Annotated in this window: 17 protein-coding genes; 12 read left to right on the top strand and 5 right to left on the bottom strand. The window is 64.1% G+C overall.

The genetic code is table 11. The annotated features are described in order from the left end of the window. Positions 1 to 27: 27 nt before the first annotated feature. The 4 genes from mtgA to EC86_RS0113035 all read right to left on the bottom strand — a co-directional run bounded on the left by mtgA (position 28) and on the right by EC86_RS0113035 (position 4,610). Entirely contained in the window at positions 28 to 777 is a 750-nt protein-coding gene (mtgA, locus tag EC86_RS0113050; protein WP_029526086.1) for a monofunctional biosynthetic peptidoglycan transglycosylase, read from the bottom strand. A 139-nt stretch (positions 778 to 916) separates the two neighbouring features. After that, on the bottom strand, positions 917 to 1,852 hold the full coding sequence (locus EC86_RS0113045) for an energy transducer TonB (protein WP_084181553.1): 936 nt from the start codon (positions 1,850 to 1,852) through the stop codon (positions 917 to 919). 10 nt (positions 1,853 to 1,862) lie between these two features. Next, positions 1,863 to 3,935 (bottom strand): ribonuclease catalytic domain-containing protein, encoded by a 2,073-nt coding sequence (locus EC86_RS0113040; RefSeq protein ID WP_029526084.1) that lies wholly within the window; start codon positions 3,933 to 3,935, stop codon positions 1,863 to 1,865. 90 nt (positions 3,936 to 4,025) lie between these two features. Continuing rightward, on the bottom strand, positions 4,026 to 4,610 hold the full coding sequence (locus EC86_RS0113035; protein WP_029526083.1) for a YqiA/YcfP family alpha/beta fold hydrolase: 585 nt from the start codon (positions 4,608 to 4,610) through the stop codon (positions 4,026 to 4,028). Between the two features lie 191 nt (positions 4,611 to 4,801). Here EC86_RS0113035 and rodA point away from each other — a divergent pair, with 191 nt between their 5' ends. The 6 genes from rodA to EC86_RS0113000 all read left to right on the top strand — a co-directional run bounded on the left by rodA (position 4,802) and on the right by EC86_RS0113000 (position 15,265). Continuing rightward, positions 4,802 to 5,956, top strand: a complete 1,155-nt coding sequence (rodA, locus tag EC86_RS0113030; protein ID WP_029526082.1) for a rod shape-determining protein RodA — start codon at positions 4,802 to 4,804, stop codon at positions 5,954 to 5,956. A 244-nt stretch (positions 5,957 to 6,200) separates the two neighbouring features. Then, positions 6,201 to 7,727, top strand: coding sequence for a metalloprotease TldD (gene tldD / locus EC86_RS0113025; protein ID WP_232229882.1), 1,527 nt, complete (start codon positions 6,201 to 6,203; stop codon positions 7,725 to 7,727). Positions 7,728 to 7,948: 221 nt separating this feature from the next. Further along, a complete protein-coding gene (locus tag EC86_RS0113020) occupies positions 7,949 to 9,070 on the top strand; it encodes a 3-deoxy-7-phosphoheptulonate synthase (RefSeq protein WP_029526079.1) in 1,122 nt (373 codons plus the stop codon). 133 nt (positions 9,071 to 9,203) lie between these two features. Next, a complete protein-coding gene (locus tag EC86_RS0113010) occupies positions 9,204 to 9,518 on the top strand; it encodes a hypothetical protein (protein WP_029526078.1) in 315 nt (104 codons plus the stop codon). 225 nt (positions 9,519 to 9,743) lie between these two features. Next, entirely contained in the window at positions 9,744 to 14,090 is a 4,347-nt protein-coding gene (locus EC86_RS0113005) for an Eco57I restriction-modification methylase domain-containing protein (protein WP_029526077.1), read from the top strand. Next, complete coding sequence (locus EC86_RS0113000; RefSeq protein WP_029526076.1) at positions 14,087 to 15,265, top strand: hypothetical protein; 1,179 nt, start codon at positions 14,087 to 14,089, stop codon at positions 15,263 to 15,265. Before EC86_RS0113005 ends, EC86_RS0113000 begins: the two co-directional genes overlap by 4 nt. An 81-nt stretch (positions 15,266 to 15,346) precedes the next feature. On the opposite strand, the gene mpl is transcribed toward EC86_RS0113000, so the two are convergent. Then, entirely contained in the window at positions 15,347 to 16,897 is a 1,551-nt protein-coding gene (gene mpl, locus EC86_RS0112995; RefSeq protein WP_029526075.1) for a UDP-N-acetylmuramate:L-alanyl-gamma-D-glutamyl-meso-diaminopimelate ligase, read from the bottom strand. A gap of 227 nt (positions 16,898 to 17,124) precedes the next feature. On the opposite strand from mpl, the gene EC86_RS0112990 reads away from it, so the two are divergent. From EC86_RS0112990 to EC86_RS0112965, 6 genes are all read left to right on the top strand, one after another. Next, complete coding sequence (locus EC86_RS0112990) at positions 17,125 to 17,721, top strand: hypothetical protein (protein WP_029526074.1); 597 nt, start codon at positions 17,125 to 17,127, stop codon at positions 17,719 to 17,721. Between the two features lie 3 nt (positions 17,722 to 17,724). Further along, the gene (locus EC86_RS0112985; RefSeq protein WP_232229881.1) at positions 17,725 to 18,261 is read left to right on the top strand and encodes a TlpA family protein disulfide reductase; all 537 of its coding nucleotides are present in this window, start codon (positions 17,725 to 17,727) and stop codon (positions 18,259 to 18,261) included. A gap of 291 nt (positions 18,262 to 18,552) precedes the next feature. Then, the gene (gene accB / locus EC86_RS0112980; RefSeq protein ID WP_029526072.1) at positions 18,553 to 19,005 is read left to right on the top strand and encodes an acetyl-CoA carboxylase biotin carboxyl carrier protein; all 453 of its coding nucleotides are present in this window, start codon (positions 18,553 to 18,555) and stop codon (positions 19,003 to 19,005) included. A gap of 73 nt (positions 19,006 to 19,078) precedes the next feature. Continuing rightward, positions 19,079 to 20,428 carry an acetyl-CoA carboxylase biotin carboxylase subunit gene (gene accC, locus EC86_RS0112975; protein ID WP_029526071.1) on the top strand — a complete coding sequence of 450 codons (1,350 nt, stop codon included), beginning with the start codon at positions 19,079 to 19,081 and terminating at the stop codon, positions 20,426 to 20,428. Positions 20,429 to 20,668: 240 nt separating this feature from the next. Beyond that, positions 20,669 to 21,559, top strand: a complete 891-nt coding sequence (prmA, locus tag EC86_RS0112970; protein WP_029526070.1) for a 50S ribosomal protein L11 methyltransferase — start codon at positions 20,669 to 20,671, stop codon at positions 21,557 to 21,559. A gap of 65 nt (positions 21,560 to 21,624) precedes the next feature. After that, positions 21,625 to 22,668, top strand: coding sequence for a DUF3426 domain-containing protein (locus EC86_RS0112965; RefSeq protein ID WP_029526069.1), 1,044 nt, complete (start codon positions 21,625 to 21,627; stop codon positions 22,666 to 22,668). Positions 22,669 to 22,671: the final 3 nt, after the last annotated feature.

Here is a 22,671-nt window from a genome sequence, read left to right as displayed (position 1 = left end):
CTTGAAAAACCATAAAAATGCAGGCGTTCAGGGCAGTTCCACGCCGCCCATGCGCGCCGCGATGGTCCGGGCGCGCGACGCCAGGTAGCCCGAGCCGGTGTGCGTTTCAAAATACTTGGGCCGGGGCAGCATCACCGCCAGCCGGGCCGATTCGATGGCGCTCAGGCGCGCGGCCGGCTTGCGGTAGTAATGCTGGGCGGCGGCCTCGGCGCCAAAGACGCCTTCGCCCCATTCGACGTTGTTGAGGTAAATCTCCAGGATGCGCTGCTTGCTCAGCAGCGCTTCGAGCATCAGCGTCAGCAGCAGCTCCTGGCCCTTGCGCAGCAGCGTGCGTTCGCCCGACAGGAACAGGTTCTTGGCGAGTTGCTGGGTGATGGTCGAGCCGCCGACGATCTTGGTCGGTTTGACCAGCGGCGCTTTCGACTTGCCCTCGGCCAGCCGGCTGATGGATTGCGCGGCGCGTTCCTCGGCCTGGGTGTTTTTCTCCCAGGCCTTTTCCAGCGCATCCATGTCGATGCCCTCATGCAGCACGAAGCCGGCGTCTTCCGAGGCGATGATGGCGCGCTTGAGATGGCTTGAGATTTCCGCATAGGGCACCCACTGCTGGCGCCATTTGAGCGTGCCGGTCCTTTTAGCCACGCCCCAGGCTTCCGAGCGCTGGAAGGCGGTCGATTCGGGATCGATGAAGCGCATCAGCGCAATGCGGCCCGCGAAATACAGTTGCAGCGCCAGTCCGGCCCCCAAGGCCAGGACCAGCAGGCGCCAAAAGGCCTTCATGCCGGCCCCTCCGGCTCGCCGGCGTTGATTGGCGGCGGCTTGCCGGGCGCCAGGCAAGGCGCTGCTAGCGCGTGGTCGCGGGTCATGGGTCAATCTCTTTCATCCGCAATAGCTTTCAATGCAAGTGCTGCGCTGGGGCTCAGCGGTTGGTCAGCTTCGTTTCCAGGCTGTTGTCCGTCCCGAAATTGAAGCTCGACACCACCACGATCTGGTCGGCTTTGCCGCGCATGGCCTCGCTGAACGGCTCGAAAGGCCCGCTTCCCTGCACCAGGCTTTGCGCCCAGCGGTCCAGCAGCGGGTTGCCCGAGCCTTGCACCACCTCGGTCGCCAGCACGTTGCCGTCGGCATTGACCGTCATGGTCATGGTCAGCTCGCCATAAAGCTTTTTCCCGGCCAGTTGCGGAAAGTTCAGCGTTCCCTTTTTCTCGATCCTGCGGCGCATCGCATCGTAATACACCGCATAGACCTCTTCGCGGGTCGAGGGGCTGATGTAGCGCCGGGTCGGCTGGGCGCTGTCTTCGCTGATGCTTTTTTCAATTTCGGCCAGCAGCTTGACCAGTTGCCGGCGCTTTTCATCCTGCTCGGACTGCGCGCGCAGGTGGGACGGCACGCTCAGGTCGGGCGGCGGCAGCGCGGCCAGTTCCTTGCGGGTCTGCTGCAGCAGCAGTTCCCTTTGCTGCTCCTTGAGCGACTTGACCTGCCGCCGCTCGTATTCATCTTCGGGCGAGTCGCCGGTTTTGGCCACCAGCGAAGGCGGCAGCGGCGAAGTCGGCCGGCCGCTTTCAAGCGCGCCGCCGCCGGCCAGCGAAGCCTGCGCAATCGCCTTGGCGTTGGCATCTAGCGGGTCGCTGGACTTGGAGTTGACCAGGATCACCTCCAGAGGCGTGTCCTGGAACACGCGGTTGAAGCGTTCCGGATCGACGATCCTGACCGCCAGCAGCGCGGCATGCACGGCCAGCGAAATGCCCAGCGCCACCTGCAGCGTGCTGGGCGATCTGGATTTCACCAGCGGCGGGCCAGGTTTCAGCCGGACGGCGCGATGCCGGGTGCCTGCCTTCGGTGGCGCGCTGGACATCGGTGCGGCTTCAGGCGGCCGCAGCGGGAGCCGGTTCGGCATCCGCCGGTGCCTCGTCCATGTCCACGGCAATCGAAATCGGTCCGGAAGCCAGTTCTTCCTCGCCATCGTCGCCCTCGTCGGCGGGCAGCGCGCCGCTGGCGTCCAGGGCTTCGGTGTCGAGCCGCTCGATGACGGTGCCGAAAACGTCCAGCGTGATCTCATCAATCGCGCCCAGCTTGACCCGCACCCGCGCGCCGCGCGGCAGACCCTGCGCGCCCATCGCGCCGAGCACCAGCGGCAAGTCGTCGGCGCGCACCAGGTTGTCCTTGAAGCTGGTGGCCGTCAGTTCGGTGATGCCGTTTTGCTCCAGGTATTTCAGCGTCCAGTAGCGCTCGATGCCCGACTGGAAGCCGTTGTAGGCGCTGTAGGCGGCGTCGAAGCATGAAATCACCGAGAACAGGTCGGCATCCTTGGGCTTGAAAGGCGCGACCAGCGCGGCGCTGCGGCCGTGCCTGGTGACGGCGATGATCTGCCACTGGTTCACCAAATCGGTGTAGCGGCGCAGCGGCGAGGTACACCAGGCATAGCTTTTCACGCCCAGGCCGGCATGCGGCAGCGACTTGGTGCCCATGCGCACCTTCACGCCCGGCGCCATGCTGGCCTGGCTGCGGTAGATGCCCGGAACGCCATGCTCGGCGAGCCACTGGCCCCAGGTGCTGTTGGCCAGGATCATCGCCTCGGCGACGATCAAATCGAGCGGCGCGCCGCGCTGGCGCGTGCTGATGCTGACCGTCTCAATGCCCTGCGGCTCGCCGCCCGTGGGGTTGTCGAGCTTGAAGTTGTAGTCGGGCCGGTTGAAGTTCTCGGGCTTGCCGCGAACGATTTCGCGCTGGCCCTTGAGGTGCCGGGCCAGGCGGTGCAAAAAGGTCATTTCCACGCCCCAGGGCACATCGACCGGCGCGGCAAGCTGCGCGGCCTCGAAGAAGGCTTCGGTGAAGGTGTTGTCGAGCGCGTCGTGGCGCAGGTTGCTCACAATCGGCACCTGCTCCAGCCGGGTCACGCTGGCGGTGATTTCCAGCGTCGCCTCGTCCATCGTCAGGTAGAGCGACAGGGCAGGGCAGTTGCGGCCTTCCTGCAGCGTGTAGGCCTGCACCACGTCGTCGGGCAGCATGGTCAGCTTGTAGCCCGGCATGTACACGGTGGACATGCGCGCGCGGCCGACCGCATCAATCGGGCCGCCCGGCTGCACGGCAAGTCCGGGCGCGGCGATGTGGACGCCCAGCGTGACAACGCCACTGCCCAAACCTTGAACAGACAACGCATCGTCAATCTCGGTGGTGCTGGAGTCGTCGATGGAAAACGCCCTGACATCGGCCAGCGGCAGCTCGTCCTTGACGGGCGGCGCCTGCAGTTCCGGAAAGCGCGTGCCTTTCGGAAAGTTCTCGAACAGGAAGCGCTTCCAGTGGAACTGGTAGGGCGAGGCGATGGCGCCAGCTTTTTGCAGCAGATCGAGCGGCGCGGTGTGCGTGGCACGCGACGCATCGACCACCGCCTTGTATTCGGCGCTGTTCTTGTCGGGCTTGAAGAGTATCTTGTAGAGCTGGTCGCGGATCGGCGCGGGGCACTGGCCTTGGCCGAGTTCGTCGGCCCAGGTGGCGATCTGCGCGACGACCTGCTTTTTCTTTTCGATGGCGGCGAGCGCCTGCTGCAGGATTTCAGGCGGCGCTTTCCTGAAGCGGCCCTTGCCGGCGCGGCGGAAATAATGCGGTGCGTCGTACAGGCGGAACAGCGCTGCGGCCTGCTGCTCGGCGGATGCGGGCTTGGACGCGTCGGCGCTGAAATAGTCGCGCGCCAGCTCGGCAAAGCCGAATTCCTCGTCGCTGGCAAACTCCCACGCCAGGTCCAGGTCGATTTCTTCAACCAGGCGCTGGCCGGCGGCGATGAACTCGGCGGGCGCGGGTTTTTCGAACTTCAGCAGCGCGTTGGCCGCCTTGACCTTGACGCGCTTGCCCGAGTCAAGCTCGACCTGCAGTGAGCTGTCGGCTTCCGACAGGATGCGGCCGGCCAGGAACTTGCCGGTTTCTTCAAACAATACAAACACAACGAAATCCTTTGGCCTGGTTGGTGCTGGGCGATGCGGGGTGATGGCCCTTGCGGGGCGTGCGGCTAGTGTAATCAGGCGGCGCTGGCGTCAAGCCAGCTCCAGGAACTCCAGGATGGCCGGCAAATGCGCGTCGAAGTCGCTCAGCGCATGGTCCCCGCCTTCGAGCAGGCGCAGTTGCGCGCCCGCATAGCGCGCCGCCATCTCGCGCCAGTCCAGCACTTCGTCGCCCTTGGCAATGATGGCCAGGTAGTTGTGCGGAATTGTCAAAGGCCCGGCCTGCAGCGCGCGCAGTTCATCGACAAAGCGGGCTTCGAAGAAAAAATGCTCGTCGGGGTTCTGCCAGGTGGTCTGCTCGCCGATGTACTTCGCCAGATCCCGCGCCGGATCGACTGCCGGGTTCAGCAGCACGGCCTTGCAACCGTGGCGCTCGGCCACCGCCGTCGCATAGAACCCGCCCAGCGAGGAGCCGACGACAGCCATCGATCCGGCCGGCCAGTCCGCCAGGCCGGTTTGAAGCAGCGCCATGGCATCCTGCGGCGAGGGCGGCAGTTGCGGGCACCACCAGCGCACCGCAGGATGGCGGGCGGCCATCAGCGTGGCCATTTTTTGCGCCTTGGCCGATTGGGGCGAGGAGCGAAAGCCGTGCAGATACAGCAGGTGGGTGATGGGCATGCCGCGATGGTAAACGCCCGCCTGCAGGCGCACGGCGTTCTGATGCCTGCGTCTTGCATGATTGATCATCATAAAGGCCGTTTGCGCAAGCAGGACGGGCGTATATAGCTATGGTTTTGGTAGTATCGTAGCGCCGGCGAGTATGTCCTTGGGCTTCCAGGCGGCTGGCCGGCTAACCGATAATCGCGGCCATGTCCGCCGTCTTCGACCAACCTTCCCTTTACAAGCGAACCCTGCCCCTGCTGCAGGGCTTTGACGGCCTGCTCGCCTTTGCCGTGTTCCTGCTCGCCTGCGCCGGCCTGCTGATCATGTATTCGTCGGGCTACGACCACGGCACCCGCTTTGCCGACCATGGCCGCAACATGCTGATTGCCGGCGCCATCATGTTCGTGGTGGCGCAGGTTCCGCCGCAAAAGCTGATGTTTTTTGCCGTGCCGCTGTACGTCACTGGCGTGGCGCTGCTGGTGGCGGTGCTGGTGTTTGGCATCACCAAGAAGGGCGCGAAACGCTGGCTCAATGTCGGCGTGGTGATCCAGCCCAGCGAGATCCTGAAGATCGCCGTGCCGCTGATGCTGGCCTGGTGGTTCCAGAAACGCGAAGGGCAGTTGCGGCCCTTCGATTTTGCCGTGGGCCTGGTGTTGCTGGCCGTGCCGGTGGGGCTGATCATGAAGCAGCCCGACCTGGGCACTTCGCTGCTGGTGCTGGCCGCCGGCCTGGCGGTGATTTTCTTTGCCGGCCTGAGTTGGAAACTGATTCTTCCGCCGGTGCTGCTCGGCGTCATCGGCATCTCTCTGATCGTCTGGTATGAGCCGCAACTGTGCGCCGACGGCATGCGCTGGCCGGTGCTGCACGACTACCAGCAGCAGCGTATCTGCACGCTGCTCGACCCGTCGCGCGACCCGCTGGGCAAGGGATTCCACATCATCCAGGGCATGATCGCGATCGGCTCGGGCGGCGTGTTCGGCAAGGGTTTCATGGCCGGCACGCAGACGCACCTGGAGTTCATCCCCGAGCGCACCACCGACTTCATCTTCGCGGCCTATTCCGAGGAGTTCGGCCTGGTCGGCAACCTGCTCTTGATCAGCGGCTTCCTCTTCCTGATTTTTCGTGGCCTGGCGATTGCGATGGATGCGCCCACGCTGTTCTCGCGGCTGCTGGCCGGCGCGCTGACGATGATTTTCTTCACCTACGCCTTCGTCAACATGGGCATGGTCAGCGGCATCCTGCCGGTGGTGGGCGTTCCGCTGCCCTTCATCAGTTACGGCGGCACGGCCATGGTGACGCTGGGGCTGGCGCTGGGCATGCTGATGTCGATTGCCAAGGCAAAACGTCTTGTTCAGACATAGCCCCCACGCTCCCCACTTCGTGTGGTTCGCTGCCCCCGAGGATGTAGCCCCCACGCTTGCCACTTCGTGTGCTGCGCTGCCCCCCGAGGGGGCTGTTGCGCCTACGGCCCGGCAAAGCCGGTTCCGTGGCCCCTGCTGGCTGGGAATGCCACTCCCTCACGCTTGTTGCTTTGCCTGCCTGCCTTCCTTCCAGCCATCATCCCTATGAACAGCACTGGCGGGTCACACTGCCTACAATCATTCGATGATTTCACTCAACTCCGCCGCCGCCTCCGTTCGCCAAACCAATGTCTCCGGGCGTCCGCCGGCCCGGCCGAGCAAGGATTCCACATCGGAGCGGCTGGCCATCGCCCAAAAGCTGCTGCTGGCGCCTTTTGGCCTGGATGAAGCTGCCCTGAGCCGGGCGCTGGGCGAGATCACTTCCTACGGCGTGGACGATGCGGACCTTTACTTCCAGTACACCCGCAGCGAAGGCTGGAGCCTGGAAGAAGGCATCGTCAAGACCGGTTCCTTCAACATCGACCAGGGCGTCGGCGTTCGCGCCGTGAGCGGCGAAAAAACCGCCTTTGCCTATTCCGACGATATTTCCGAAGCCTCCCTGCTCGACGCGGCGCGCACCGTGCGCAGCATCTCGGCCGCCGCCAAGTCCGGCCGTGTCAAGACGCCAACCCGCAAGGTGGCGACCAGCCGCTCGCTCTACCGCGACCTCGACCCGATTGCCACGCTCGACAGCACGGCCAAGGTCGAGCTGCTCGGCAAGGTCGAAAAGCTTGCCAAGGCCAGGGACCCGCGCATCGTTCAGGTCATGGCCGGCCTGGCCAGCGAATACGACGTGGTGATGGTGGCGCGCGCCGACGGCACGCTGGCCGCCGACGTGCGCCCCTTGGTGCGCCTGAGCGTGACGGTGATCGCCGAGCAGAAAGGCCGGCGCGAGGTCGGTTCGGGCGGCGGCGGCGGCCGTTTTGGCCTGGCCTATTTCGACGACACGCAGATCGGCGAGTATGTCGATGCGGCGGTGAACGCGGCGCTGACCAACCTTGAAGCCCGCCCCGCGCCGGCCGGCCAGATGACCGTGGTGCTGGGTTCCGGCTGGCCCGGCATCCTGCTGCACGAAGCCATTGGCCACGGCCTGGAAGGCGACTTCAACCGCAAGGGCTCCAGCGCGTTTTCGGGCCGCATCGGCGAGCGCGTCGCCGCCAAGGGCGTGACGGTGCTCGACGACGGCACGATCGCCGACCGGCGCGGCTCACTCAATGTCGATGACGAAGGCAACGTCAGCCAGCGCAACGTGCTGATCGAGGACGGCATCCTGAAGGGCTACATCCAGGACTCGATGAATGCGCGGCTGATGAACGTCAAGCCCACCGGCAACGGCCGGCGCGAAAGCTATGCCCACGTGCCCATGCCGCGCATGACCAACACCTACATGCTCGGCGGCGACAAGGCGCCTGAAGAGATCATCGCCAGCATCAAGAAGGGCCTGTACGCGAGCAACTTCGCCGGTGGCCAGGTGGACATCACCTCGGGCAAGTTCGTGTTCTCGGCCAGCGAAGCGTTCTGGGTCGAGAACGGCAAGATACTCTACCCGGTCAAAGGCGCGACGATTGTCGGCAACGGCCCGGATGCCTTGACCCGCGTCACCATGATCGGCAACGACATGAAGCTCGACAGCGGCGTCGGCACCTGCGGCAAGGAAGGCCAGAGCGTGCCCGTCGGCGTCGGCCAGCCGACGCTGCGCATTGACGGCCTGACGGTGGGCGGCACCGCGTAAGGGTTATTTCATTGCGCTGTGCTACATTCCAGCAGATGAATTCCGCGACATTTTCTTTTGCTTATTTTTGGATCTCAAGCGCCTCCGGCGGTAGAGAGACTTTCGCGTAAGCACCAGAAAACGCAGCGAATCTCCAGAAACCGCCGGGCCCCCCGGCGGTTTTTTTTTGCCCGTCCCGATTTGCCAATCCCGTTTTGAAATCTTAAAGAAGGAAGCCCGTGATGAATGCCAACGCCAACCCCGCCAGCCCCAGCTGGTATGCGAACGTCGAAAAAACCAGCGAGACCGACGACAAACGCATCAAGGACATCACCGTGCTACCCCCTCCCGAGCATCTCATCCGCTTTTTCCCGATCAACGGCACGGCGGTCGAATCGCTGATCATGCAAACGCGCCAGAACATCCACAACATCATGGCCGGCACCGACGACCGGCTGCTGGTGGTCATTGGCCCGTGCTCGATCCACGACCCGATGGCCGCGCTCGACTACGCCCGCCGGCTGGCCGAGCAGCGCAAGAAATACGCCGGAACGCTGGAAATCGTCATGCGCGTGTACTTCGAGAAACCGCGCACCACCGTCGGCTGGAAAGGGCTGATCAACGACCCCTACCTCGATGAAAGCTTCCGTATCGACGAGGGTCTGCGCATCGCGCGCCAGCTCTTGATCGACATCAACCGCCTGGACGTTCCGGCCGGCAGCGAATTCCTCGACGTGATCTCGCCGCAGTACATCGGCGACCTGATTTCGTGGGGCGCGATTGGCGCGCGCACCACCGAAAGCCAGGTTCACCGCGAACTGGCGTCGGGCCTGTCAGCGCCGATCGGCTTCAAGAACGGCACCGATGGCAACATCCGCATCGCCACCGACGCCATCCAGGCCTCGGCGCGCGGCCACCACTTCTTGTCGGTGCACAAGAATGGCCAGGTCGCGATTGTCCAGACCAACGGCAACCAGGACTGCCACGTCATTCTGCGCGGCGGCAAGGCGCCCAACTATGACGCCGCCAGCGTTGACGCCGCCTGCAAGGCACTGCAGGCCGCCGGCCTGCCGGCGACGCTGATGGTCGATTGCAGCCATGCCAACAGTTCCAAGCAGCATGAAAAGCAGATGGACGTGGCACGCGACATTGCCGGCCAGGTCGCCGGCGGCTCGCGCCAGGTGTTCGGCCTGATGGTCGAGAGCCACCTGACAGCCGGCGCGCAAAAGTTCACCGCCGGCAAGGACGACGCCAGCAAGCTCGAATACGGCCGCAGCATCACCGATGCCTGCCTGGGCTGGAACGATTCGCTGGACATGCTGGCGACCTTGTCAGCCGCCGTCGAGGCGCGTCGGGCAAAATGATGCGCCATGCCCGCCAGTCCGCCAAAGGCTGGGCCGGCGGGCAGTTGCCAGGCTTTCCCTTTTTCAGTGACCGCGATACGGCGCGGCGCTGAGGCTGGCGCCGGATTCGTCATCATTTTTACAGGAAACCCCCATGCGCAGCGAAGTCACTGTCACCTTCAAGAACCAGCCCCCTGTGCAGATTGAACTGCATGACGACCTGGAGCCCATGCCCACCGAGGCGGCGCGCCGCTGGCTCGACGAGCAGTTCACGCAGATGGGCTGCGAGCCGCTGCGGCCCACCGGCAAGCTGCTGACCGCCGACAAGGTCGTGGTCGTGGCCGAGGCCGCCGGTCCGGTGAAGTTTGCCGACGCCCAATGGGCGCAGGCCTTTGCCCGCGCGGCCACCACCGCGCTGGGCCGGCCAATGGTGCATATCGACGTCACGGCGCTGAGCATCAGTTACTGAGCCAGGTTTGACGGCGCAAGCCCACAGGCAAAATTCTTTGCTATTGAAAAAATAGCTGCTGATGCAGGCGGGTGTTGCGCAAAAGCCATAAACCGCTGAAAAATAGCGGTGGATGTACTGGTGTTGCCTGGCCTCCTGCAATCGTCGGCCAACCCGCCCGAAGTGCCTGCAGGGCCGCTTTAAACTGGCCGGCTCATCTCACACGTTCACCAGGCGCAGCACACCATGCAAGGGCAACTCTTTACCCAGCATTTTTTGACCCGTGGCGTGTTTGACACGCCGCCTTGCCAAAGCCTGGACGGTGTCGTTTTTACAGCGTTTTCCAATGCCCTGCATGGCTTGTTCGAGGGGCTGAGCGGCGCCAGCACGATCAATGAAGCGCAGACCGAGCAGCTCATCATCAACAAGGTGCTGGCCGAACTCGGCTGGTCCGTTGACACGCCTCCGCAGGTCAACGCCGACCCCAAGGGCCGCGAAGCCGTGCCCGACTGCCTGCTGTTTGCCAGTTCAGCCGCCAAGGCCGCCGCTCTGGCAGAAACCAAGGACGACCGCCGCTACCGCCACGGCCTGGCCATTCTGGAGGCCAAGCGCTGGCTGCGCCCGCTCGACCGGGGCGACGGCCAGGACGCGTTCGATCCCGACGCGCCTTCGTCGCAAATGCTGCGCTACCTGAGCCAGGTCGATGTCGCATCTAGCCGCGCCGTCAAATGGGGCATGCTGACCAACGGCGCGGTGTGGCGGCTGTACTGGCAGGATGCGCGTTCCCGCTCTGAAGAGTTCTTTGAAATTGACCTGGCCGCCGCGCTTGGCCTGCCTGGCGTTCAGCACGACATCGACGACATGGCCCCCGGCCACGCCCTGCGGCTGTTTTACCTGTTCTTCAGCCGCCCTGCGTTTTTGCCGCAGGATTGGGACGACACGGGCCGCACGTTTCACGGCTATGCCCTGAACGAGGCGCGGCTTTATGAGGAAAAAGTCTCGCAAGACCTGGGCGCGCGCGTGTTTGGCGAGATTTTTCCGCAACTGGCCGATGCGCTGGCGCGCGGCGACCTGCATGCCCGCACCCACGAGATCGGCTACGGCCAGTTCAGGCGCCCGCAGTTCACGCCCGACTACCTCGACGAAGTGCGCGAAGCCGCGCTGGTGCTGCTGTACCGGCTGCTGTTTTTGTTCTATGCCGAAGACCGCAACTTGCTGCCGGTTCGCGATGCGCGCTATGCGCCCTACAGCGTGCGCCGCCTGCGCGAAGAGGTGCAGGGCAAGGTGGACGCGGGGACGCGGTTTTCCAAAACCATGATGCCGATCTGGCTGTCTTTGCGGGGCGCCTTTGAACTGATTGACAAGGGCGACGACGAAGTGGGCATGCCCGCCTACAACGGCGGCCTGTTCGACCGCTCCCGCGCCCCGCTGCTGGCGCGGACCAGCGTGCCCGATGCCGTGATGGCCCCGATCATCGACGCCCTGTCGCGCCGCACCGAAGACCTGCTGCACGGCTGGATCAACTACCGCGACCTGGCCGTTTCCCACCTGGGCGGCATTTACGAGCGCCTGCTTGAATACGGCCTGGTGCATGAAGTGCAGGCACGGGACGACTACAAGGAAAAGCCCGAGATCAACCGCATCATTGCCGCTCCGGCCAGCTTTGCGCGCAAGGTCTCGGGGAGCTACTACACGCATGACGATCTGGTGAAGCTGGTGCTGCGCGAATCTGTCGGCCTGCTCGCCAGCGAGCGCATGGCCGCTTTTGAGGCGCACCTGAAAAAGCTCGCCAAAAAAGGCTCGTTCAACCCGGGCGACTGGGATGCGCTGGACGCGCTCGACCCGGCCAGCCGCATTCTGGAACTGAGAGTTTGCGACCCGGCCATGGGCAGCGGGCATTTTCTGGTGGCGCTGGTCGATGACCTGGCCGACCGCGTGCTGGAGGCCATCACCACCGCCACCCACCGGGTCAACGCGCAGCCGTGGGCCGCGCATCTGCTGGAAGCCGGCCGCCCGTGGCAAAGCCCGGTATTGCAGCGCGTGATGGAGATTCGCCGAAGCATCAAGACCACTGCCAAAGACCGGGGCTGGGCCGTGACCGATGCGCAGCTTGATGACCGGCACATCGTGCGCCGCATGATCCTGAAGAAAAGCATTTTCGGCGTCGATAAAAACGCCATGGCCGTCGAACTGGCCAAAACCGCGCTGTGGCTGCACACCTTCACCGTCGGCGCGCCGCTGAGTTTTCTGGACCATCACCTCAAAGTCGGCGACAGCCTGCACGGCGAGCGCCTGCCGCAGGTGCAGCGCAACCTGCAGGGACCGGGCGCGCTGCTGCTGCAAAGCGAGTTTGACCTGCTGGCGCTGGCGGCCAGCAACATTGCCCAGGTGGCGGACCTGACCGACGTGGACATTGCCGAGGCGCAATTGTCCAAACAACTCGCCCAGGAGGCCGCCGCGCAGGTGGCGCCGGTTCACGCAGTGCTTGATTTCTGGCGCGCCATGCGCTGGCTGGTGCCCGGCTGGCCAGTGAAAAAACTCAGTGAATTGCCGCGCCTGCTCAAGCTGCCTGCCGACCCGGCCACACGCGAAGCCGAAATCAAGGCCGGGCAGCATCCCGAATATGCTGCACTGCTTCGCCTGTTCGACCCCAATCACAACCTCGTCACGGTGCTGGCCGCCGGACAGGTGAAGGTCGACGACGCTGCCAGCAGCGCAGCCAATGACCTGATGGCCCGCGCCCGCGCGCTGGCCGCGCGCGAAACCTTCTTTCACTGGTGGACCAGCTTTCCGACCGTTTTTGGCGCGGGTACGGGCAACGGCTTTGACGCGGTGATTGGCAATCCGCCGTGGGACCGCATCAAGCTGCAGGAAGTCGAATGGTTTGCCGAGCGCGTTCCGGCCATTGCTGCACAGCCACGCGCTGCCGACCGTAAAAAAATGATTGCCGCGCTGCAGCACGTCAAGATGGGCCAGACCGCCACCCACACGCCGCCAGTGGCGGATTGGTGGGCGCAGTATGTTGATGCCGCCGGGCGCGCCGAAACCAATGCCCGCGTGCTGGGCAACGGCAAGCAGGGCAGCGGCGACTATCCGCAACTGGGCGGTGGCGACGCCAACCTCTACAGCCTGTTTGTCGAGCGGGCGCAGGCGCTGGCCGCCCCCGGCGGGCTGGTGGCGCTGGTCACGCCCAGCGGCATTGCCGCCGACAAGGGCGCAGCCGAATTCTTCCGCAGCATCAGCGGTACCGGGCGGCTGGGCGCACTGTTTGATTTTGAAAACCGCAAGGTGTTTTTCCCCGACGTGCATGCCAGCTTCAAGTTTTGCACGCTGGTGTTTGGCGGCCTGGAGCGCACTTTTGCGCAAACGCGCTGTGCGTTTTACCTGCACCGGCTCGACGAGCTGGACGACCCGGCGCGCGTGCTGCTGCTGACGGCCGAGGACTTTGTGCGCGTCAACCCCAACACCGGCGCCGCGCCGGTTTTTCGCAGCCGGCGCGACGCCGACCTCACGCTGGGGCTGTACGCCCGCCACCCGGTGCTGGTCCGGCATGGCGTAGCCAGCGAGGCGCTGGGGCCGCAGCCCGATGAAAAGGCCTGGCCGGTGAAGTACCTGACCATGTTTCACATGACCAATGATTCCAGCCTGTTTTTCAAGCCCGACGAGCTGAAAAAGCAGGGCTTCAAGTCCGCTGGCCTGAACCGCTGGCGCAATGCGGCGGGGCTTGAGGCCGTGCCGCTGTACGAGGGCAAGATGGTGCAGCTGTACGACCACCGGGCGGCGGATGTGGTGGTGAACACGGCCAACCTGATGCGCGCTGCGCAGCCCGAAGCCATTTCACAGATCGAAAAATCCAGCCCTGATCGCTATCCCGCGCCGCAGTATTGGGTACTTTCCTCCGAGGTGGAAAAAACATGGTCGGGCCAATGGTGCATTGCCTACAAGTCGGTCACGGCGCCAAGCAACATGCGAACCATGATTGCCGCCCTCGTGCCCAAGGGTGGCGTTGGCAACAGCATGGCAATGTTGCTGCCGCAAGCGGGGCACAAAGCGGACTATGTGGCGTGGGCGCCTTTGCTGATGGCCAACTTGAGCAGCATGGCGTTTGACTTTGTCTTGCGGCAGAAAGTCCAGGGTCAAAACCTGAACTGGTTCATCGTTGAGCAATCTGCCGTCATCGCCGCCGCCCGCTTTCAGCAACCCCTGCCCGCCGCCTTCGCCAAGGCGGTGCGTGCCGCCAAGCTCATGAACGGCCACCACCCGCACCCCAGGGTGGCCGACTTCGTGATTCCGCAAGTGCTGGTGCTGAGCTACACCGCCCACGACATGGCGCCGTTTGCTCGTGACCTGGGCTATGTCGATGCGGCGGGCCAGGTGCTGCCGCCCTTTGTCTGGGACGAGGAAAAGCGCCGCGCCCGGCTGGCAGCGCTCGATGCGGTGTTTTTCTACCTCTACGGCCTGGATGCCAGGGACGCCGCCTGTATTTTGGACACCTTCCCCATCGTCCGCGACCAGGATCAAAAAGCCTTTGGCCGCTACCGCACCCAAGACGATATTCTTCAATTGTTAAGCCTGTTGACGCCAACGCCATGAAAAAAACCAAAGCTAAATCCAAATCCAAACCTGATCTGTTCGCCGAAGCCGCGCCTGCCGCCGACCCGCAAACGCCTGGCAGCGCCCTGCGGCTCGATGGCGGCAAGGGCGGGCCGCGCCTGTCCGCCGCGCAGCAGCGCTTTAACCGCCTGCTGGCCAAAATCGACAAGCTCGAAGGCCAGGTCACGGAAGTCAAGACATTGGCCGATGCCTTCCGCCCGCTCTACCAAAGCACGCTGGAGCCGCTGCGCACAGAGCACAAGGCGGCCATACGCCGCATGGTGCTGGCACTGGACGAGCGGCTGCAGCGCAAAGGCTTGACGCCGGCGCAAAAGCGCGACGGCTTGGACATCTTTCTGGACCTGTGCCAGACGCTGGCCGAGTGGGGCGATGCGGACATGGCCGCGCTGCACGACCAGCGCAGTCCGCGCAGCCTGCGCGAGAAAGAACAAGAGCAGGCGGCCATGATGCGTTCGATGATGGAAGACGCGCTGGGCGGCTCGCTCGACATGGATGCGCAAGATGCGTCGCTGGACCCGCTGGAAGCCGTGATGCGTGCGAGCCACGAGCGCCTGCACGAAGCCATGCAGGCCGACGAAGCAAAACGCGAAGCGGCCCAGGCGCGCCGGAAAAAGAAAGCCCCCACGCCCGCCCAGCTCAAGGCCGGGCAGGAGCAGGAAGACGCCGACACCGTCCTGCGCCAGGTCTATCGCCAGCTCGCCAGCGCGCTGCACCCCGACCGCGAGCGCGACCCGGCCGAGCACCAGCGCAAAACCGCGTTGATGAGCGAAGCCAACGCCGCTTATGCCAAGCAGGATCTGATGGCTCTGCTGCACTTGCAGTTGCGCATTGCCCAGGCCGATGCGCAGGATTTGCTGCAGCAGCCCGAGGAACGCATCGCCGCCATGAGCCGGCTGCTCAAGCAGCAGGCCGCCGAGCTGGAGCAAGAGCTGTTTGCCCGGCAACAGCACATCAGGGAGGAGTTCGATCTGGACGTTTTCCAGTCACCCACGGCCGCCGCGCTGCGCCGTCAGCTCGAACAGCAAGCCAAAGACTTGAAGGCGCAACTCGGCTTCATGGAAGCGGACATTGCGCTGGTGCAGGACGACGCAGGCTTCAAGCGCTGGCTGAAGGAGCAGGTCAGGATCATGAAGCGGGAGTCGGATTATTTTTGACCGCCAGCGCCAGTTTTTTAGCGTTTTAAGCCTTTTACGCAATGTGCGCCTGCACAAGCAGCTATATTTTTAATAGCGTCATCAGCTTGCCAGCGCCGCCAGCAATTTCGCATGAATCCCGCCGAAGCCGCCATTGCTCATGCACAGCAGATGGTCGCCCGGCTGGGCTGCGGCCCTGATCTGCGCCAGCAGCTGCGCCAGGTCGTCCGCCACCTGGGCGCGTTCGCCCATCGGCGTCAGCGCGGCCCGCGCATCCCAGTCCAGCCCGCCGGAATGGCAGAACGCCAGGTCGGCCTGCGCCAGGCTCCATGGCAGTTGCGCGGTCATGGTGCCGAGCTTCATGGTGTTGCTGCGCGGCTCGAAAATCGCCAGGATGCGCTCGGCGCCTTTGCCCGCGCTGTTCAACTGGCGGCGCAGGCCATCGACCGTGGTGTGGATGGCCGTGGGGTGGTGGGCGAAATCGTCGTACACCGTGATGCTGCCGCCTTCGCGCTGCACCACGCCACGCACTTCCATGCGCCGCTTGACGTTCTGGAACGACGCCAGCGCCTCGGCGGCCAGCTCGGGCGCCACGCCGACATGCTCGGCCGCCGCGATGGCCGCCAGCGCGTTGCGCTGGTTGTGTACGCCGCTGATGTCCCACCGCACCCGCGCCACGGCGACGCCCGCCCTGATCACCTTGAAGTCGCCGGGCTCGCCCAGCGCGCTGAAGCCATCACCTTCTGGCGTGCCGCCAAACGGAACCTGTTCGCTCCAGCAGCCCTGGGCCAGCACGCGCTGCAGGCTGGCTTCATTCGCATTGACAACCACCCGGCCCTGCGAAGGAACGGTGCGGACCAGGTGATGGAACTGCCGCTCGATCGCCGCAAGGTCGTCAAAAATATCGGCATGGTCGAATTCCAGGTTGTTCAGGATCGCCGTGCGCGGGCGGTAGTGGACAAACTTGCTGCGCTTGTCGAAAAACGCCGTGTCGTATTCGTCGGCCTCGATGACGAAGGCATTGCCCGTTCCCAGCCGCGCCGACACGCCGAAGTTCAGCGGCACGCCGCCGATCAGAAAGCCCGGCTGCAGGCCGGCGCATTCGAGAATCCAGGCCAGCATGGCGGTCGTGGTGGTCTTGCCGTGCGTGCCGGCGACGGCCAGCACATGGCGCGGGCCGGTGGCATGGTGCGTCGGGTGGTGCAGCACATGGCCCGACAGCCACTGCGGCCCGCTGGTGTAGGGCTGGCCGCTGTTGAGGATGGCTTCCATCAAAGGGTATTTGGCCCCCACGCTCCCCACTTCGTGTGGTTCGCTGCCCCCCGAGGGGGCCGCTGCGCCTGCGGTCTGGCGAAGCCAGTTCCGCGGCCCCTGCTGATGGGGGAGTGGCGCCTCGGCGCTTGATTGTTGGGCATGTCCGTCTGGCAGGCGCGCCCGGGACACCACATTGCCGACCACGAACACGTCGGGGTTCAAGGCCATCTGGTCGGTGCCGTAGCCTTCGATCAGCTCGATGCCCAGGCCGCGCAACTGGTCGCTCATCGGCGGATAGACGCCGGTGTCGCAACCCGTCACCTTGTGCCCCGCCTCGCGCGCCAGCGCGGCCAGGCCGCCCATGAAAGTCCCGCAGATTCCCAGAATATGTATGTGCATCGCCGGTATTTTAGGCAGGCGCTGGCGGGGCGCTATTTTTTAAGGAAAAAATGGCTTCTGCGCACTATGCATCTTCGCAAGCAGCTATATATTTGATAGCAGTTACGGATTCTGGTGAACTTTGGGCGTGGTGGCGGCCCTAATTTGGGCACAATTGCTTTTGCGCTTTCACGCAACCCTTGATCACCTGACTTCGCTCCTGGCTTCAGCGCCAGTCGTCCCTAGCATTGAATACCCTCAAATCTGAAATTGCCGCCACGGCTGCGGCGCTGGTGGTCGAAGAAGGGCTGGAATACGGCCCCGCCAAGCGCCGCGCGCTCAAGCAGCTGGCCCTGCCCGCGCGCACCGCCTTGCCCGATAACGGCGAGATGGAAGACGCCGTGCGCGAATACATCGAACTGTTTTGCGCAGACACCCAGCCGGCCGAACTGGCCGCGCTGCGCGAACTGGCGCTGGTGTGGATGCAGCGCCTGGCGCCGTTCCGGCCGTACCTGGCCGGCGCGGTCTGGCACGGCACGGCGACCCGGCTGTCGGACATCTATATCCAGCTGTTTTGCGACGACCCGAAATCGGCCGAGATCGCGCTGATCGAGCACAACGTCGATTACGAGCCGCGCACCGTGACCGGCTTCACCGGCGGCAGCGTCGAGGCGCTTTCCCTGAGCAGCCTGTGCCCGGCGCTGAAAGAAAACATCGGCGTTCACCTGATGGTCTATGACCACGACGACCTGCGCGGCGCCTTGCGGCCGGATGCCAAAGGCCGCACGCCGCGCGGCGACGTGGCGGCCGTGCAAAAATTGTTGTCCCCCCTTTCTGGAGCTTGAGCAGTGAATCGCAGAAACATGTTGTATGGCGGCGTTGCCGCTGCGGCCGCCCTGGCCGGTGCCAGCGCCGCCTGGTGGAAATTCCAGCCGCACGAGGCCTTGAGCGGCCCGCCGGACAAGGCCGTGAGCGACGCCTTCTGGGCCGCCAGTTTCGACACGCCCGATGGCAAGCCCCTGTCCATGGAAAGCTTTCGCGGAAAGCTGCTGCTGGTCAACTTCTGGGCCACCTGGTGCCCGCCCTGCGTGGAAGAGCTCCCGCTGCTGGATTTTTTCTACCAGGAAAACAAGGACAAAAACCTTCAAATCGTGGGCCTGGCGGTTGACCAGCCCAGCGCGGTGCGCACCTGGCTGCAGACGCGTCCGCTGAATTTTCCTGTCGGCATGGCGGGCCTGGGCGGAACCGAACTGAGCAAGTCGCTCGGCAACAACTCCGGCAGCCTGCCGTTTACCGTGGTGTTCAGCCCTGCCGGGGTGCTCCTCTATCGCAAAATTGGCAAGGTGTTGCCTGAAGAACTGGTGAAGTGGACGCAGCTTGTGTGAAACCGGGCATGGCATGGGGCGCCACTTTTTTATCAGGCGTTAACCGGATGCAGGCCCCGAAGGCTGCCGATGGATGGATTCGCCCGATTGCCCTTGAGGTACACTTTGCCTTTTTTGGTGTCAGAGCGCCTTGCGTTGCCGCGTAATCATGAGCGGATAGGCGCTGTAAGACGAAATAACAGAAAATAAGCGAAGAAAGAGGGGAGATCGGCCAATCGCTCCATTTTTCCTCGTATTCAAACCATGCGTCTCAAGCCGCATGCCAGCATCCACCTCCGTTGGAAAGAATCTATGGATTTAAGAAAACTCAAAACCCTGATCGACCTTGTTTCAGAGTCCAATGTGTCCGAGCTTGAGATCACGGAGGCTGAGGGAAAGGTACGGATCGTCAAATCCAGCGGCGTTCCCATGATGATGATGCATCAGCCCGCCATGACCATGGTGCCCAACCAAGGCCAAGCTGCGGCCCCATTGGCGCCTGTACCGGAAGCGCCGGCGGCAGCATCCGCCGGCCATGCGATCAAGTCCCCGATGGTTGGCACCTTTTACCGCTCGTCGAGCCCCGGCTCCAATCCTTTTGTGGAAATCGGCAGCGTGGTCAAGGAAGGCGACACCGTCTGCATCATCGAAGCGATGAAAATTCTTAACGAGATCGAAGCCGACAAGTCGGGAACGGTCACGAAAATCCTTTCCGAAAACGGCCAGGCCGTCGAATACGGCCAGCCCCTGTTCATGATTGAGTGATCGGGCCTGTTGCCCCTTATCGCCAGACCGGCCGCAGCGCCGGCCCCATCGGCCAGACCAGGTAATTCGACGCATGTTTAAAAAAATACTGATCGCCAACCGCGGCGAGATCGCCCTGCGCATCCAGCGCGCCTGCCGTGAACTCGGCGTCAAGGCCGTGATGGTCTATTCGGAAGCCGACCGCGAGGCCAAATACATCAAGATGGCCGACGAAGCGGTCTGCATCGGGCCGGCGCCCTCGTCGCTGAGCTACCTCAACATGCCGGCGATCATCTCGGCTGCCGAGGTGACCGACGCCGAGGCGATTCACCCCGGCTACGGCTTTCTGAGCGAGAACGCCGACTTTGCCGAGCGCGTCGAGAAAAGCGGCTTCAAGTTCATCGGCCCCTCGCCCGAGTCGATCCGCCTGATGGGCGACAAGGTGTCGGCCAAGCAGACCATGCTCAAAGCCGGCGTGCCCTGCGTGCCGGGTTCCGAAGGCGCTTTGCCAGCCGATCCGGCGTTCATCAAGCGCGTGGCCAAGCAGATCGGCTACCCGGTCATCATCAAGGCGGCCGGTGGCGGCGGCGGGCGCGGCATGCGTGTGGTGCATACCGAAGCGGCGCTGCTCAATGCGGTGCAGACCACCAAGGCCGAAGCCGGCGCGGCTTTTGGCAACCCGGAGGTCTACATGGAAAAATTCCTGCAGAACCCCCGGCACATCGAAATCCAGATCCTGGCCGACCAGTACAAAAATGCGGTCTGGCTGGGCGAGCGCGACTGCTCCATGCAGCGCCGCCACCAGAAAGTCATCGAGGAAGGACCGGCCCCCGGCATTCCGCGCAAGCTCATCGAGCGCATCGGCGCGCGCTGCGTGACGGCGGTCAAGAAGTTCGGCTACCGTGGCGCGGGCACGTTTGAGTTCCTGTACGAAGACGGCGAGTTCTACTTCATCGAGATGAACACCCGCGTGCAGGTCGAGCATCCGGTCACCGAATGGATCACCGGCATCGACATCGTTCGCACGCAGATCATGGTGGCAGCCGGCGAGCGCCTGCCTTTTGCCCAGCGTGAAATCCAGATCAAGGGGCATTCGATCGAATGCCGCATCAACGCCGAAGACCCGTACAAGTTCACGCCTTCGCCTGGGCGCATCACCAACTGGCACCCGCCGGGCGGTCCGGGCGTGCGTGTGGATTCGCACATTTATTCCAACTATTACGTGCCGCCCAACTACGACTCGATGATCGGCAAGATCATTGTGCATGCCGACACGCGCGAGCAGGCGTTGGCGCGCATGAGCGCCGCGCTGGGTGAAACCGTGGTCGAAGGCATCAACACCAACATTGCGCTGCACCGCGAGCTCATGGTGGACGCCAAGTTCATGGACGGCGGCACCAACATCCACTACCTTGAAGAGTGGCTGTCGAAGCGTGAGAGATGAAGCCCCCACGGTCGCCCACTGTGTGTGGCTCCCTGCCCCCCGAGGGGGCCGCTGCGCCTGCGGCCCGGCGAAGCCGGTTCCGCGGCCCCTGCTTGTGAAGATTGGCACCCCCACGGTCGCTCACTGCGTGTGCTCTGTGCCCCCCCGAGGAGGGGGCCGCTGCGCCTGCGGTCTGGCCAAGCCAGCCCCGCGGCCCTGGCTTGGAAAATCTGGCATGTCCCGTTTTCAATGAGATACACCATGTTTGAACTGATTTTGCTGGCACCTGTCGATGAGGTCGAAACCTTGAGCGATGCCCTCGAAGCGCTCGACGCGCTCAGTGTTTCCGTGGAAGACGCCGACGCCCATACGCCGGCCGAGCAGGCGCTGTTCGGCGAACCCGGCATGCCGCCGCCCAAGGCGGGCTGGGAGCGCTCGCGCATCGTGGCCCTGTTTGCCACCGAGGCGCTGGCGCGCGATGCCGCCAGCGTACTGCAGGTGCAGGATTTTTTTTCCGGCTGCCAGCTGGTCGCCATCCAGGCCGTGCCCGAGCAGGACTGGGTGCGGCTGACGCAGTCGCAGTTCACGCCGGTCGAGATCACGCCCGAATTCTGGATCGTGCCGACCTGGCATGAGCCGCCGGCGCAGGCGAAACAAGTCATCCGGCTCGACCCGGGCCTGGCCTTTGGCACCGGCACGCATCCGACGACGCGCATGTGCCTGCGCTGGATTGCGGGCCAGGGCGCTGCCGGAAAATCACTGGGCCGCGTGCTCGACTATGGCTGCGGCTCCGGCATCCTGGCCATCGGCGCGGCGAAGTTCGGCGCGGTGGAAATTGATGCGGTCGATATTGACGAGGCGGCGGTGGAATCGACCCGCGCCAATGCCCAGGCCAACCATGTGCAGTTGCAGACCGGCCTGCCCGACAAGGCCGTGGGCAGCTACCAGACCGTGCTGGCCAACATCCTGGCCACGCCCTTGCGCGTGCTGGCGCCGCTGCTGTGCGGGCATGTGCAAGCCGGCGGTCATCTGGTGCTGGCCGGCATTCTGGATCGGCAGGCCGAAGAACTGAAGGCCGCTTATGCGCCTTATTGCCAGCTTGAGGTCCACGATGCGCAGGAAGGCTGGATTTTGATGACGGCACAGTTCTGAGCGTGCAGGCATAACGCAGACTGAAGCCCGGGTTTTTTCCGGAACTATTTCACCCATTGCGCCAGATGAGCCAGATCACCCGCTGCCCCGCCTGCGCGACCCTGTTCAAGGTCGTGGATGACCAGCTCAAGGTAGCGCAAGGCTGGGTGCGCTGCGGTCAGTGCGGCGAGGTGTTCGAGGCGTCCCTGCACCTGCTGGCGGTCGGCGCCAGCGAGGCGCAAACAGCACTATATGCCGGGCAAGGGGAGTTTGGGCAAGCACCTTTGCCACCATCGCCGGCACACCAATACCCCGGCCCCCCAGCGGAACCAAGCCCGGAGCCCGCAGGCCGGGAAGACGTTCCAGGCATGGCATCGCCTGCCGAAAAACCGGTCCTTCCTGTGCTTCCGGCAGTGGCCGAACCTGTTGAACCCGTGGCGGCTTCAGGCCATGTCGAAGGGCGACGGGAGCCGGTCTTTCGCGCCGATGGTTTCGATTTCAAGCCCGCCAGTTCGCAGCCGCTGGACGACGGCCCTGAACGCCAGTATTCTTCAGTGCCGCAAGAGGCGCAGCCATTTCCGGAAATGGCCTTCGCTCGCGAAGCGCGGCGCAAGGATTTCTGGCACGCGCCGCTGGTTCGCAGCCTGCTGGCGGGAGTTTGCCTGGTGCTGGCACTCGCATTGATGCTGCAATGGGCTGTGCGGCAAAAGGATGTTCTGGCCGCGCAGGCGCCTCGGCTTGCCCCCTGGCTTCAGGCCATGTGCCGTCCCCTGGGCTGTGAGGTCCGGCCGTTGCGGCGCATTGAATCGCTGATGATTGAAAACTCCAGCTTCAGCCGGACCGGTCCCGATGCTTATCGCCTGAGCTTTACCTTCAACAATACCGGAGCCGTGGACCTGGAAATTCCGGCGCTGGAAATCACACTCACCGACACCCAGGACCAGGTCGTGGTGCGCCGGGTGGTGATGCCTGTGGAATTTGGCGCCACTGCTCCCACACTTGCCGCCTATTCCAAGCTGGTTGGCGCCTTGACCCTGAAAGTAGCGGGGGCTGGCCAAGGCGCGTTTCCTCCGGCGCCAACCGGTTTTATGCCGGTGACCGGCTACCGTATCGTGGCTTTTTATCCCTGAACT

Origin of the sequence: Polaromonas glacialis (genome assembly GCF_000709345.1) — a bacterium.
Classification (GTDB): domain Bacteria; phylum Pseudomonadota; class Gammaproteobacteria; order Burkholderiales; family Burkholderiaceae_C; genus Polaromonas; species Polaromonas glacialis.
The sequence above is the reverse complement of the archived record's forward strand: the minus strand, read 5'-3'. Positions and strand labels throughout refer to the sequence as shown.

Excerpts from the sequence above, each read along its gene's own strand:
- mtgA (WP_029526086.1), bottom strand. The coding sequence starts at position 777 with ATGAAGGCCTTTTGGCGCCTGCTGGTCCTGGCCTTGGGGGCCGGACTG.
- EC86_RS0113045 (WP_084181553.1), bottom strand. The coding sequence starts at position 1,852 with ATGTCCAGCGCGCCACCGAAGGCAGGCACCCGGCATCGCGCCGTCCGG.
- EC86_RS0113035 (WP_029526083.1), bottom strand. The coding sequence starts at position 4,610 with ATGCCCATCACCCACCTGCTGTATCTGCACGGCTTTCGCTCCTCGCCC.
- rodA (WP_029526082.1), top strand. The coding sequence starts at position 4,802 with ATGTCCGCCGTCTTCGACCAACCTTCCCTTTACAAGCGAACCCTGCCC.
- tldD (WP_232229882.1), top strand. The coding sequence starts at position 6,201 with ATGATTTCACTCAACTCCGCCGCCGCCTCCGTTCGCCAAACCAATGTC.
- EC86_RS0113020 (WP_029526079.1), top strand. The coding sequence starts at position 7,949 with ATGAATGCCAACGCCAACCCCGCCAGCCCCAGCTGGTATGCGAACGTC.
- EC86_RS0113010 (WP_029526078.1), top strand. The coding sequence starts at position 9,204 with ATGCGCAGCGAAGTCACTGTCACCTTCAAGAACCAGCCCCCTGTGCAG.
- EC86_RS0113005 (WP_029526077.1), top strand. The coding sequence starts at position 9,744 with ATGCAAGGGCAACTCTTTACCCAGCATTTTTTGACCCGTGGCGTGTTT.
- EC86_RS0113000 (WP_029526076.1), top strand. The coding sequence starts at position 14,087 with ATGAAAAAAACCAAAGCTAAATCCAAATCCAAACCTGATCTGTTCGCC.
- mpl (WP_029526075.1), bottom strand. The coding sequence starts at position 16,897 with ATGCACATACATATTCTGGGAATCTGCGGGACTTTCATGGGCGGCCTG.
- accB (WP_029526072.1), top strand. The coding sequence starts at position 18,553 with ATGGATTTAAGAAAACTCAAAACCCTGATCGACCTTGTTTCAGAGTCC.
- accC (WP_029526071.1), top strand. The coding sequence starts at position 19,079 with ATGTTTAAAAAAATACTGATCGCCAACCGCGGCGAGATCGCCCTGCGC.
- prmA (WP_029526070.1), top strand. The coding sequence starts at position 20,669 with ATGTTTGAACTGATTTTGCTGGCACCTGTCGATGAGGTCGAAACCTTG.
- EC86_RS0112965 (WP_029526069.1), top strand. The coding sequence starts at position 21,625 with ATGAGCCAGATCACCCGCTGCCCCGCCTGCGCGACCCTGTTCAAGGTC.